The organism is Microcystis sp. M015S2 (genome assembly GCF_020245945.1).
GTDB lineage: Bacteria > Cyanobacteriota > Cyanobacteriia > Cyanobacteriales > Microcystaceae > Microcystis.
The window spans coordinates 43,064-56,660 of record NZ_JADBTX010000057.1; the positions used below are offsets into that span (position 1 = coordinate 43,064).

Sequence of the window (13,597 nt, forward strand, 5' to 3'; positions counted from 1 at the left end):
CAAAATAGACAAAATAGATAGGCAGTAAAGGAAAACAGTGGAAAAGGGAACGCTGGTAGAATTTCGAGTGCAAGGAGAAAGGCGCTTAGGGGTGATCGATCACCCAGAAGGTAAAAAAGATTGGATCGTCATCGATCAAGGGGGAAACCCGCATAAACTGCGTCCCCAACGCTTCGATTACATTATCAAAGCAGGTCCGTCCAACCATAAGGAGATTGGCAATTTTCTGCGAGAAGTCCAACCCTATCTAGACCCTAGTGGTTTAGAAGTGGCCTGGGAATTATTAGCCGGGGAAAATCAGTTAGTCACTCCCGAAACCATGGCCGAGATCCTCTTTTCCGATCGCGGTCCACAGTTTTGCTATGCAGCCCATTGTCTCTTGAGTGATGATAAAGTTTATTTTAAAAATAAAGGGGATGGTTACGAGGCCCGCTCGGAAAATCAGGTAGAGGAAATCAAACACCAGCTAGAGGTGGAACAACAGCGTCAACGGGAAAAAGGCCAATTTCTCCAACGTCTCCAACAGGCCCTGGCCGGTGAAACGGTAGAATGGTCAGAAAGCGATCGAATTCGTCTGGAATCTCTAGAAAAATTTATCCTCCAACCCGAACAAAAATATCCAGCAGCAATGGACATACTCTCGCTGCTGGGCCGTTCCCAAACCCCCGAGGCTGCTTTTGAATTGTTAGTCGATTTGAAATGGTGGAGTAGTCACGAAAACCTTTTCCTGCGACGCAGTTCCTACCCCGTTCAATTCTCGAAAAAGGTACTTGATGTGGCGCGTCTTAATTTACTCAATCCCCCTGCGGATGCGGATGTCAACAATCGTCTCGATTTAACCCACCAAAAAATTTATACCATCGACGATGAAAGTACCGAGGAAATCGATGACGGATTATCGGTAGAAATTCTCCCAGATGGTGGTCATCGTCTCTGGATTCATATTGCCGATCCTAGCCGTTTAGTGCTTCCTGATGATGAATTAGACCTAGAAGCGCGTCGTCGCAGTACCAGTCTCTATCTTCCCACGGGAATGGTTCCCATGTTTCCCCTAGAATTGGCCGCCGGTCCGATGAGTTTGGTACAGGGAAAACTTTGTCCTGCGTTGAGTTTTGGGGTAATCCTCGATGAAACGGGGGCGATCGCCGATTATCGTATCCATCCTAGTACAATTAAACCCACCTATCGCCTCACCTACGAAGATGTGGATGAAATGTTACATCTGGATCTGCAGCATGAACCGGAAGTGAAGATTCTCAACCGTTGGGCCAAACAACGCCACGCATGGCGCAAATCTCAGGGATCGATTAACATCCAAATGCCAGAATCATCCATTAAGGTGAAGGCTAACGACGAAATTATCGTAGAATTGCAGGAGGTTTCCCCATCTCGGCAATTAGTGGCGGAAATGATGATTTTAGCTGGAGAAATCGCCGGTCGCTACTGTCAGGAACACGAGATACCTGTGCCTTTCCGGGGACAACCACAACCGGAATTACCCCCCGATGAGGAGTTAATTTTACTACCCGCCGGCCCTGTGCGTTCCTGTGCCTTGCGTCGCTGTATGCCGCGCAGTGAGATGACGACGATTCCTAACCGTCATGCTAGTCTGGGATTGAATACCTATTCCCAAGTAACTTCGCCAATTCGCCGTTATACTGACCTTTTGACCCATTTTCAACTAAAAGCCCATCTCCGGGGCGATCAACTGCCTTTTACGCGGGATAGAATGCAGGAAATTCTCTATAGTGTCGCTAGTTCGGCCCAAGAGGCCACCTCGGTGGAACGACAAACTAATCGTTATTGGAGTTTGGAATTTTTGCGACGACAGGGAGATCAAGTCTGGCAAGCTTTGGTGTTGCGCTGGCTGCGGGAAGAGGAAAATTTAGGCTTAATTTTATTGGAGGAATTGGGGTTAGAATTACCCCATCGTTTTGAGCGCTCGGTATCTTTAGGCGATCGCTTTCAAGTGCAAGTTAGTCGCTCTGATCCCCACCGAGATGAGATCCGTTTTCGCGAGTTATCGGGTTTTGTCTCCTCTCAAGCAAGTTAATCTCTCGCACAGACAGTATTCAGGAGTCGGGAGATAGGGTGATAGGGATTTAGGGGGTTTAGGGAAATTTCAGCCAAATGCTCCACTACCCCACTACCCCACACCCCTCTGATAGATCAAATCAACCTACGGGCGCAAATCTGCTGTAAAATGTTATTATCTAGCAGTTAAAAGAGCCAAAAACTTCTGCATAATCCCAACGTATGACCATAACAATACGATTTGATTTGCCTATTAATATTTTGGAATCTCTCCATTCACAAGCAGAGGAACAGGCTAAGATAGCATATATCATGACTTTGTTAAAACATGGAGAAATTAGTAGTGGGATAGCCGGCAGGTTATTGGGAGTCTCTCGTTTAGAAGTTCTCGAACTTATGGGTCAATATGGGGTTGCCATCTTCCCCGACCAAAATCGAGAAGAGTTAGAACAAGAAATTACAGAAACCCTGCAATTATTAGAAGATTCTCCTGCGTGATTATTGTCTCTAATACCACTCCGTTAAGTGAGTTAGCTAAAGTTGGTCAACTTAACTTACTCCAAAAACTCTGTGGTAAAATTATCATTCCCCAAGAAGTTTATAATGAAGTCACCACGGGAAATCATCGGGATGCTGCGGTTGTTCCTACTGCTCAGTGGATTGAGGTATTTACCATTCAATCTCCCACTCAATTATTACAGTTGCAAATTCAGTTTAAACTCGATTTAGGTGAAGCGGCTACAATTATCTTGGCAGAAGAATTAAAAGCGAATCGAGTCTTAATAGACGAAAAATTAGGACGAAAAGTCGCCCAGTCCAGAAATTTGCCTGTAACTGGAACAATTGGACTTTTATTAATTGCCAAGAAGAAAGGAATTATTATTGAAGTTAAACCCATTTTAGATCAGTTTTTGAGTCAAGGCAAAAGAATTAGCCCAATTCTTTATCAAGAAATATTAGGAATGGCTGAAGAAAGCTAGAAATTAATTCCACACACAAACCAGAATATCCAACTTGTCGATACCTCAGTAACGTGAAAAGCGCTATAGTACATTTAGATCGGCCATCATCGCCATTACAAGAGAATACGCCATGAGGGAAAAAGCACTAGATTAAAGGTTTCAGCCCCTCTAAAAACGGCTAATGTACGAAAACAGAATACTCCTTTAAACCCTGCTCTCTATGAAATTAATTTCCTCTTTACTTGCTGTCCTGAGTTTCGTCTCCGCTATAAAATTAAGGAAAAAAACACAATAGTTGACGAGGGAACCTTCACGGCATACGTGGAAACAACAACCATTGTTGAAGAAAGGAATAAAGAACCAAGAACCAAGTATGTTTGTCCGGGTAATCGCGCCAGCTGTGATTGGAAGGATAAGTACGAAGTAACAGTCTATGAATGTCCATCTTATCCCAATGTTAGAAGATAGGGTTCGCTCAATATAGGTAAAAGCCCTACTAGAAAAGGCTTTTATTTGATATGACTCAAAACCTTTGCGATTTCCCTAGGGATGAAAATCGCAAAGGTACTTTCGTTGGACTCAATAGGGTTAGTGAAGAATAAATTGCTCCCAGAAAATGCACTGAGGGATACATCTTTTTCGTCCGCATCGGGGAAATACTATGTTATAATTACTTCTTAATTTGTTTGAAAAAAAATTGAGGTAAAATAGTTATGAAACTTACTGTCATTTTTTCAATAATCGTTCTATCTTCTGTGAGTTTAGCAAGTTCTATCGGTGCTGAAAATCTCGATCATGTGAAGAAATTTAAGCAAACAAAACAATGCCCAGGATGTGATTTAAGCGGTGCAGATTTGAGTGGATTAAATCTAAGACACGCTAACCTACAAGGTGCTGATTTAAGTGGTGCTAGTCTTGGTGGTTCTGATTTAACCAAAGCCAATTTAAGTGGCGCAATTTTGACGGGAGCTAACTTGAATGGTACCAAATTAATAGGAGCAAATTTATCAAATGCTAGACTTAATAGCGTTCGTATGTGGGTGACACAATTAATGGATGCTAATTTAAAAGGAGCAAGTTTGATAAATGCTTTTATAGGTAAGTCTAATTTTACAGGGGCGGATGTGACAGGTGCTAATTTTAATGGTGTGAGATGTGATACCTATACAGGGTTGGATGGAAGCGCAAGCGCAGCATGGTGTAAATAAATAAAAATGAACCACTCTACTCGATCGCGTAGCATAGTGGAGTAGTTCATTTAAGGGTTAATTATTTGGCATGACCTTAACTTGTTTTCAGAAGCTTGTGATGAAAAACTCCAGACTTACGGAAGCCGTTTGAAGTGTTCAACAAGCTCTGAAGTATTTTCAGCAGTTTTTAGTGAGGCCACAAATCCTTCTAAAACAATGCGAAAGCTAATCAGGAGTGATAGGAATAAAACTGGAGACAAGAGAAAAGCCAGTAAACCTTGACCTGCTTGAAATCCACCTATCAAAGATCCTAAAGAAAATAGGAAGATAAAAATTACCCCTACTCCGTAAATTAAACCAATAATTTTAATTCCAATAAATTTGGAAAAGGAAAGGTCGAATAATAAACTGAAAAAATTACTCGGCATTTAACTTGCTCCTCTCTTAATAAACGGCAATTTTTTGAAGTCTGAGTAACGAACTGTGAAAACTTTCGGCATATCAGCCTGTTTTGGTGCGATCGCAGAATTTTTCGTATATCACACCCAGAAGCTTGAAGTAGATTTATGACAATAGGCTGAAATAACAGAAACTTTCTGGAAGTCTAGCGACGATTCTTTGATCTGACTGCATTTTTTGACAAAAGTTTACAATTATTCAACATACTTAATTGTCGGGGACTTCTGTAAAGATTATCATTCATACTGCACTTGTCGCGTTTTGTTTCCATCTAAATCAACAAGAATCTAAGGGTAATATCAAGACTTATCGAACTGTTTGGTTAGTACACAATCCAAAAGCAAGCTATGAGCTAGTAATAATTTTTGGAGATGTCTAATAACTAGCAGCAACAATCATCATATCCCCAAGGATAATTTTCACCATAATTTCTATTATCCTCACTCAAACATTTAAAAACTCTAACATTTCCATCTTGAAGAAGACCGACTTCTGCTCCCCATTCATATCCTAGCCAAAACTTAATCAATACAACATCCGAACAAGAAAATATGATATCTTGACTAATTGATTCCATCAACTTAGGCGAGCTACCAACGTTGTTTAGTCCGGGCTCACCGACTGTTATATGTACCACCTTATTTCTGGTTGCTTTCCAAGGATTGTTTTGTCCATTATATATAGATTCACTTGATGAGTTCAAAGACTCTATGCTAAATCCAGATGGTGTTTGTCCACCATTAGCATTTTGTTGCCAACTCCATGCTTTTACTTTCTTTAATTTAGCTTCCGTTCTATCTAAAGAAGCTTGACACTTAGCAGAAACTGGCAATTTATTGGCAAAGGAAGGCATTGTAAAAACATTAGCCTCGGTTAGAACTAAACAACTAAGAAAAATGATAAGCTGCGCGTAAATTTTCATTGAGTGCTTTCTCCTATAACAGAAACGGTAACACCAAAACTAAAACTCCTATGCTTATTACAGCCAGAATACCTAGAAAAGGTGAAATTGTTATACACACGATATACAAGAACAAAATAAATCCCATTGCCTTTGCAATACTAAAGAGTGGGTTTGGATCGGCGATCATTTCTAAAAAATCTGCTCTCCTCTCTTGGTCAAATATAAGTACGGAAAGCATAGCAAAAAAAACTACATGACCGAGAAAAAGACTTAATTTCTGAAACCCGGGACTATTAGAAAGTTCTTTAACTCCTTCATTCATTTCGAGATCTGCTTGTCGCTCTTGTTTGTCCCATTCTCGTTTATCTCTAAGATAGTCTTGGCGATCTTTATATTGTTCAGGATCTGGCTTTGGAGAGTAGTGTGACATATTTCGTCCTTTTTTTGTTTCAAAATTTATGTTTTTGGGTTAATTGAAAGAGATAAAAGGTCTTAGAACCAAGTTGTCTTTCGATAGCTTAAATAGGCTTCGCCAAAAGCCCTGATTAAAACTTTTTCTTCCTGACAAGCTCGAAAAAACTGCACGGGCAGAATGATCATTAAAAGGAAAGCAATCCAAGAAATTTTAAAGTAGAAAGCGAAACCTAAGACAATTACAGAGGAAAATACATAAATGGGATGGCGAACTCGTGAATAAACCCCTGTAGTAACAAGTTTTCTAGCCTGAGCAGTCACAGAAAACGAGTTCCCCAGTTGTAAGCGAGCGACTGTAAGGAGAACTAAGAAAACAATGACTAATACTGCACCGAGCAATCGCCATCCATCCCAAGGAGACCAAGCGAAAGTCAGCAAAAGTATTGGAATAAATACTGCTGGGGCATAAGTGGCAAAAGCGGCTCTTGAACAGGGCAATCGCACATTGAATGCACTGTATAATTTTGAGATCATAGAAACCGAAAAGAAAAAAGTAGCGAATAAAGGGCTAGTCAATTTTGTAGATAGCATAGCTCAGAGAAAAAAAGAGAGAGTTTACTTAAGATACTCTAAAAACAGAGGGTTTTTGCTAGTATCAATGGGCTGATTAAGTCGAGGCACTACCAATTTAGAAAGTTTGGGATTATGGTGGGCAAATAATAGGATCATTTGTTTGTCCTTAAGCAATTCAGCGAGAGATTGGTCATCCTGTGCGGCGGATTGCGTTTTGTCAATACCTTGCCAACGAGAGGCAACCTGAATGAAATCGTACACCCTTTTTCCCTTACCAAGTCCTTTTGCTTCACCAAACCAAGGAATCAAGCCACCGTAACGCTCCCAATCCTCAAGGCGTTCTTCGAGACCGCAGCTCCTTCCAGTGGTAAACTCCCAAATATCAATTACCCAGCCAAAACCAACAACCCCTGTAGTTGTACATAATGCGAGTTTAGCTTTGATGGTTTCGCCAGACTGGTAAATTTCGGACTTAACCATTTTAATTTCTTGGTTAATTGAGAAAAGCCAGTTATTGGCGACTTTTGCAAAAGAATGTTTGGGATAATTCTGTCGTAAAGTCTGGAGAAATGCCTTAGATTCAGGATAAGAAATTGTGTTGTAGTAAGCCTGTGAACAATTTATGTAAGCTACAGGCATCAAAGCTGACAATTTCGCAATATTAGGAATATCTTGAAATGTTGAAGCCTGAGAACAAATGTTCGAGTTCTTGACCACCGCTATCTGGACATTTCGAGATAAAGGATGCCTCGGTGCAACAGCAAGGAAACGGCGACGTTGGGCTAGTGCTTGTGGAGATTGACCTTGTTTATCGTAGAATTTTGCACAAGAATCATGAAAGTAAGGTAAATTTACCTGAATATTAGGTATTGCTCCACCATTTATTAATTTGTCCAAGCCGTCACAAGATTCGCTCCCGGCCAATTTGGCCACACCGTAGGTTGAAAATAACCCAGTGATTGAGCGATTCATTGCTTGCGTCAACTCATCTTTATCATGTTGCTCATTAAAAAGATACCGGCTAAACAAGGCTTTTGATAAATTTTTCTGTTGCTCTGCCTGTTTTGCTTGCTGGTTGGCGGTCAGAAACGAAGAACAAGTTGCCATCTTTCGTTGAGCGAGGTCTGTTAGACCATCAAAATTATTGAAAGGAAACGAGGCTGTTTCCTCTACCCGAGTAAAATAAGCTGTTGCCTCTGGACAATTAACGGATTGATAAGCCATTTGTCCCTTTTCAAAAGATTCATGGCGATGGGCTAAGGTTTCTTGAGCTTTGTTGATGGCAAAAGTCGAAGCGATGACAGTAATCGCAACAACGCTACCACCAACGAGAAGAGTCTGTGTTGAACTACCCATCTTATCTCCTAAGCTACTGTTGTGCAAGACTTTATGGCTAGATTAAGGAATCTAATAAAACTTTAATATCGGCTGCTCTAAGTATTTGCCAACCAAGGTTGGAGATTTTAGAGAGAAAAGTTATGTTATATTTGATTCTGTGATGACTTTTCTGACTTCAGGAGCGAAAATGTATAGCAGAATATGGTTCGTTAATGCTTAAAGCCTTGTTAAAAGACCTAAGTGTGTTTTTGACCATATATTCAGGAGAACCTTTGCGATAAATTCTTAATTAGCTTATGAGCCAAATGGAGACGCAGAAATGTGACCTTTGCCGAGGGGGATTTTGTAATATTTGCCCCCAGACTAAAAAAAATTGGGATTTAGATAGATTATTTGAGGATCTGAAATGTGTACTTATTCTTCAAGATGACTATGAATCTATCGATAAGGTTCCTAAGGAAGCATGGAAGTCCGCTCAAAGAGGAAATAAAACACTAAAAGCAAAGGAAAAATGTTGGTTATGTTTACTATTACAAGGCTATGATGTAAAACAGATAGAAAGCTATTTACATTTAACTAATATTAAAGGAGACCTGTCTAAAAGTATTTACAAACGGATTAGTTTTCTGGCTTCCGGCAAACAAATAGGTGATTGGGCGCGAGTTCCTATTTACCTTGAGCATCATGTTAACTCAGCCTACACTTGGAATTATAGAAAAAATACCTACACCTCAGTTACAAATGAAGAAATCGGTATTAATATTAAGCTGAGTAAGACAGATGAAAACCCAATCAATCGTTCTAGAATAGTTGAAGTATTCAGGCTTCTTAAAATTGATATTAGGGAGGAAGATATAGAAATAATAGGGTAAGATAATGATCTCTGGCTCTTCGGTTTGTGTTATGCAATAGACTGGGGTTATAAGGGATGGAACCCTTATATAGAAAGGCATTTAGCGATTTTTGTCAATTGTTTTTGATCTAGAGCGAACTAATCAATTAAGTCTCTTGCCAGATAAGGATTTAGTCGATTTATGTCCCCCTATCGAACCATACCAAGTAAGTAGTCATGCAAAATAAATTTCCTAGTGAAGACAGGCAAGAGGCAATAGGCAAGAGGCAAAAGCTTTATCGAAATGTGTAATTAATTTTGCTTAGGTACTTAACGAAGAACCTGATCTCTTAGTTAAATTGATTACGATTATTTTTCCAAAGCTCAGTAATAAATAATTTCTGAAAATCATTAGATTCAAAAACATTCAACAAGTAAAATTAAGGAGCAAATCATGACCAATCAGGCTGACGCACAAAATCAAAATACTATAATTCAACTGAAGGGTAACTATCAAATACTTGATCGGTTATGCGAACTATTTGAGTCTGGAGAATTAGAAAAAGCACTCGGTATTTCTATTTTAGAATTAGAAGCCTTTAGTCTAAAAAAAATTATAGTGTTAGAAGAACCTAAATCAAATGCTAAAATTTTAGATATATCAAAAAATACAATAACGATTCAAGAGTCTGCTGTTAGAGAAACATCAACCGCTATTGAATCTATAAAAAGTGAGATAGTTTCCCTATTGAGTTTCTGGCAAAATTGTCTTGAAAATCAAGGATTTAAAACGGCAACGCTTGGGAACTCAATTAGTCGAAAAAAAGTAATTGAATTAGACCAACATTTGATCGAATTAATTTTGACGATTGACGAAATTAATAAAAAAGAAATTCGCATATATTTGAAAGTTAGACCTCACAACGGTAAAGGTTATTTGCCTGAGAATCTGATTGTTTCTGTCTTCGATGAAGAAGGAGAATTTTTTCCCTCTCAAAAAACAAATGGACAAACTAATATTCTTGATCTTACGATAGGACATAGCTTTGTTTGTAAAACCAATGATTCTTTTAAAATTAGTTTTACTCTCAATGAAATTACAATAGTAGAAAGCTTTCCAGGATAGAAAAGAGATTGCTATGTCAAAAAAAATTTATTTTAAAATTGGTTCCTGTCTTCAATTGCCAAACCGAATGGCAGTTCTACCCGTCACTTTGACTATCTCTGACTCTAAAGGCCGTTTGGAAGAAAGAAGCTCCTATCTTTCAATTATGCCAGAGCAACTTAGTCAGACATTTAATATCTGGAAAAATTACATCATTCCAGACTCTCCCCGACGACCTGAAATAAAATCTCTGTCTGAGCAACTATTAAGTACCGATGGTAATATTAGTTTACAGAAACTGGCTGAAAATTTAAAAACAGAAATGAATCAATGGTTAACAGATACTCAAAGTTGGATTAACGAAAAGGGTGAAGTTGACTCAAAAATTCAAAACACCTTAGAAAAATACTCAAATTTACAAGAAGAAATTCAACTTTTTATACAAACTGAAGATCGAATATTAAGAGGATTTCCTTGGCAAGAATGGGAATTTTTGCAGCCTTTATTTCGTCTGCACAAAAATACAGAGTTATCTGTGAGCGCAACGGATTTCGCACGTCCCGAACAAAAACAAACCATTAACCGCTTAGATACAAGAGTTCGGATTTTAGCTATTTTCGCAGATAACGAATTAGATGAAAATAATGAATATAAGCAAGAAAAAGAATCTCTCGATCGATTAAAAAAATATGGTGCTTTTATTCAGACACTTTATCAGCCGAATTACTCGGATTTAATTGAAGCTCTAGAAGAACCAGCAGGTTGGCATATCTTCTTTTTTGCAGGTCATAGTCACAGTAATCCAGACGGTAGAATTGGCTGGCTGCAAATTAGTTGGCTAGATAATAATCAAAAACTTCAAACAAAAGAAATTGAGATTAATGAATTAACCAAATGGATGCAAAAATTGATTAATGATAAACTACAACTGGCAATTTTTAACTCCTGTGACGGTTTAGGATTAGCCAATCAACTAACTTCTCTGAATCTTCCTTACTGTATCGTAATGCGGGAAAGAGTAGATTCTTCCTTTGCAGGTACATTACTTACTCATTTGCTAAAGGCTTTTGTTGAAAAGGAAAAATCTATATTTGCCTCGATGCGTTATGCTCGTGAACAACTATTATCGGAATATGATGAGGGATCTAAACCATCGGGAAAAAGTTGGCTACCTGTTATTGTCGCTAACCCAGAGGCCCCTGAGTTAACTTGGGATAGTTTGTTTATAGAACGTCGCTTGGGTCATAAATGTGAATTAATTTTATTGTTTTTTTTAGTCGTTATAGCGATTGGATTACCGTTAAGTATTTTACGAGAATTTGGCAGTTTTAATACTTTGCGGTTTTACGCACAGCTTTATCCCCATATCATTGTTTATCCCTCACTATTTCTGCCTTTGTCACTATTCTCTCTCTATCGAGCTTTTAGCTTAATACGTCAAAAAACGGAGGTGATTGTTAGATTCACTATTGTCGTAATTATTGTAAGCTTTATTGCCCTGATGTTTGAAGTATATTCTGATCCGATATTTTTATTTGAAATTAAACCTCATAGCACCATTTTACTTGACAATCAAAAGCTGACCGATATTTTAACCAGCAACGATATCGATATCGCAGGAATACCTAATAAATGGATCAATCAAATTAATTTAGAGGGAAAAATAATTTTAGATAAAAATGATATCGAATATTCCGTTAAAAAAGTTATTAAACAGTCCTATTATAAAGATAATCAAAATGATAAAAACTCTTTTTTTAAAATTGTTCATAGTCACCAACTTTGGTCAAACTATTACTCGGTGAGTCGTATATTTTATGTGTTAAATTATTTTGCAATTTTTTTCTGTGGTTTTGAATCCTTAGCTTTTCTGCTTGAAAATATTCGTAATGACAACTCTGTATTTAATTTTGATAAGTATATCAAATATATTTTATCATGTTATATAGGATTACTTCTCTGGATGCCTTTCGATAATTACTATACTCAAGAGGTAAAAAACTTGTTATTCCAGACAAATCAGGGAGGAAACCTCAGAAGTCTCGTCCAAATCTTTATTATTCTTGTTCTATTTCTTATTGCCTATTTCATCTTTAAAACTAACAAAATCAAAATATTAAAGCACAAAATCACCTTAGTGTTTATGTTTTTAATCCTTTTCATTGCAATACTTGCGCTCAAACCATTGAATATATTAATTGTCAATAAATGGTTCGGTTTTTTAAGTAAAAGTCTCTTTATTACTTGGGGGGGATTATTTTGTTTGTTAATGTTTATTATTTATCCTATCATTAATTTTTTGATTGACAGACAATCTTTTTCAAATTATTTTATTGAATTTAATAAACTCATAAAACTTTTACGCTCATGAAACCCTTATCATCATCACAAATAACAACTTCTGTAGTGATCACTTTTCTCTATATTCTACCTGTTGTTTTACTTCTAATAAAGGTTATTCCGTTTAGCGATCGCTTTTTAGTATTAGCCATTACAGGAGCATTGATTATCGGTTTAGCACTGCTCAACGAGATTTCTCTAGCAGATTTAGGCTTTAATCATCAAAATTTATTACCAGCGATTAAAGATATTTTACCCGTAACCATAATATCTTCCGTTTTAATGATTGCCTTTTATCTTAATCATGGAATGCGAATTGATAATACTGGTATTCCCTGGTATTTCTATGTATTTTATATTTCCCTTTCATCGCCGCTACAGGAATTTTTATACCGTTCCTACCTTTTTAACCGACTTGCTCAAATTCAACTTAATCAAGGTTCTATCATTATCATCACTGCTATTCTTTATAGTTTTGCTCATAGCATTTATCAAGACCTGCTAACAGTCTTATTAAGTTTAATTATCGGTTTATATTGGGCATATCACTATAATCGCTTTAAGAATTTTTATAGTATTACCCTTAGCCATACAATTCTTGGTATTATCGCAATTCTTACAGGCAGTGTATAACCGACTTACTCATGCAATACAAAAACACTAGCTATACTATAAGTTAAAAGGTTGACCATGGATTTCCCTCATCTATTTGTTAAAAGGCAATTATAAAGACTAAATTTTGGGAATTACATAAGCTTTAATTTTATAGCTATTACGACTTCCTTTTGGACTAAACCAATTGCCAGTTGCACCAAATTGGAAGACTTCTCCCTTATCAAATCTATAAGTAAGAGATGTCCCCGAATCAGGTGAAATATCATAAGCACCAGCTAAACTCTGTTCTGGTCTGCCCGCAATAGGAATAACTGCATCCTCTGCAAATAAATCAAAAGAGGCTTTACTTTGACCAGAGCCAACCTGAATATCTATTCTTAAAGTTCCCCCTGTAATGAAATCAGTTGTATCTATGCGAATAATTTTATAATTTAGATTACCATGTCCCGGTGCGACAAGCTGACCTTCATATTCTGCATATTTTTTTTTTCTAGTTAACACTAATTTAGGTTCTTCTAAGATTTGCTTATCATCACTATTCTTCAAAATAGGACTGGCAATGAATAATTGTCCTAACATTGGCTTGTAAGCAATTAAATTTAATAAATTTAAACAAAGAAAACAGTTAAGTAAATTTACTATCTTTTTAAGAGAGGTCATAGCTTTTATAACGGTTCAGAAGGGTCAAGGATCTGAGAGGGGGACAAGCGAGCTAGAAGGTAGATAGGGCAAGCGATATCGCTCTTTGTCCTTTGATGTAATCCTTCAACCGATAGCGGCTAATTTGCATTAGCTCTTCTATATTTTTTTGGAACATTTGATGTAGCCCGA

At 37.5% G+C, this 13,597-nt stretch carries 14 protein-coding genes; 8 read left to right on the top strand and 6 right to left on the bottom strand.

Annotation, left to right across the window (positions count from 1 at the left end; all coding sequences use genetic code 11):
- Window positions 1-37 precede the first annotated feature (37 nt).
- The 4 genes from IM473_RS11820 to IM473_RS11835 all read left to right on the top strand — a co-directional run bounded on the left by IM473_RS11820 (window position 38) and on the right by IM473_RS11835 (window position 4,204).
- Entirely contained in the window at window positions 38-2,053 is a 2,016-nt protein-coding gene (locus IM473_RS11820; protein WP_287659995.1) for a ribonuclease catalytic domain-containing protein, read from the top strand.
- Between the two features lie 203 nt (window positions 2,054-2,256).
- A complete protein-coding gene (locus IM473_RS11825; RefSeq protein ID WP_287659996.1) occupies window positions 2,257-2,532 on the top strand; it encodes a UPF0175 family protein in 276 nt (91 codons plus the stop codon).
- Entirely contained in the window at window positions 2,529-3,014 is a 486-nt protein-coding gene (locus IM473_RS11830) for a PIN domain-containing protein (RefSeq protein WP_287659997.1), read from the top strand. The genes IM473_RS11825 and IM473_RS11830 overlap by 4 nt, the downstream gene beginning before the upstream one ends.
- A 695-nt stretch (window positions 3,015-3,709) precedes the next feature.
- Window positions 3,710-4,204, top strand: coding sequence for a pentapeptide repeat-containing protein (locus IM473_RS11835; RefSeq protein WP_287659998.1), 495 nt, complete (start codon window positions 3,710-3,712; stop codon window positions 4,202-4,204).
- Window positions 4,205-4,320: 116 nt separating this feature from the next.
- Here the strand turns inward: IM473_RS11835 and IM473_RS11840 are convergent, their stop codons facing one another.
- The 5 genes from IM473_RS11840 to IM473_RS11860 form a co-directional block, all read right to left on the bottom strand.
- Window positions 4,321-4,614 (bottom strand): DUF4282 domain-containing protein, encoded by a 294-nt coding sequence (locus tag IM473_RS11840; RefSeq protein WP_287659999.1) that lies wholly within the window; start codon window positions 4,612-4,614, stop codon window positions 4,321-4,323.
- A gap of 413 nt (window positions 4,615-5,027) precedes the next feature.
- A complete protein-coding gene (locus IM473_RS11845; RefSeq protein WP_287660000.1) occupies window positions 5,028-5,567 on the bottom strand; it encodes a hypothetical protein in 540 nt (179 codons plus the stop codon).
- A gap of 13 nt (window positions 5,568-5,580) precedes the next feature.
- Window positions 5,581-5,979, bottom strand: a complete 399-nt coding sequence (locus IM473_RS11850) for a hypothetical protein (protein ID WP_287660001.1) — start codon at window positions 5,977-5,979, stop codon at window positions 5,581-5,583.
- 62 nt (window positions 5,980-6,041) lie between these two features.
- On the bottom strand, window positions 6,042-6,497 hold the full coding sequence (locus IM473_RS11855) for a methyltransferase family protein (RefSeq protein WP_286824142.1): 456 nt from the start codon (window positions 6,495-6,497) through the stop codon (window positions 6,042-6,044).
- An 81-nt stretch (window positions 6,498-6,578) separates the two neighbouring features.
- Window positions 6,579-7,892, bottom strand: a complete 1,314-nt coding sequence (locus tag IM473_RS11860; RefSeq protein WP_287660002.1) for a tetratricopeptide repeat protein — start codon at window positions 7,890-7,892, stop codon at window positions 6,579-6,581.
- Window positions 7,893-8,179: 287 nt separating this feature from the next.
- Here IM473_RS11860 and IM473_RS11865 point away from each other — a divergent pair, with 287 nt between their 5' ends.
- The 4 genes from IM473_RS11865 to IM473_RS11880 all read left to right on the top strand — a co-directional run bounded on the left by IM473_RS11865 (window position 8,180) and on the right by IM473_RS11880 (window position 12,784).
- A complete protein-coding gene (locus IM473_RS11865) occupies window positions 8,180-8,746 on the top strand; it encodes a hypothetical protein (RefSeq protein ID WP_287690457.1) in 567 nt (188 codons plus the stop codon).
- 414 nt (window positions 8,747-9,160) lie between these two features.
- Window positions 9,161-9,832, top strand: a complete 672-nt coding sequence (locus IM473_RS11870; RefSeq protein WP_287660003.1) for a DUF1822 family protein — start codon at window positions 9,161-9,163, stop codon at window positions 9,830-9,832.
- Between the two features lie 13 nt (window positions 9,833-9,845).
- On the top strand, window positions 9,846-12,182 hold the full coding sequence (locus IM473_RS11875; protein WP_287660004.1) for a hypothetical protein: 2,337 nt from the start codon (window positions 9,846-9,848) through the stop codon (window positions 12,180-12,182).
- A gap of 35 nt (window positions 12,183-12,217) precedes the next feature.
- Window positions 12,218-12,784, top strand: a complete 567-nt coding sequence (locus tag IM473_RS11880; protein ID WP_287690459.1) for a CPBP family intramembrane glutamic endopeptidase — start codon at window positions 12,218-12,220, stop codon at window positions 12,782-12,784.
- A 99-nt stretch (window positions 12,785-12,883) separates the two neighbouring features.
- Here IM473_RS11880 and IM473_RS11885 read toward each other — a convergent pair whose 3' ends face one another.
- Entirely contained in the window at window positions 12,884-13,426 is a 543-nt protein-coding gene (locus IM473_RS11885; RefSeq protein WP_287660005.1) for a hypothetical protein, read from the bottom strand.
- Window positions 13,427-13,597: the final 171 nt, after the last annotated feature.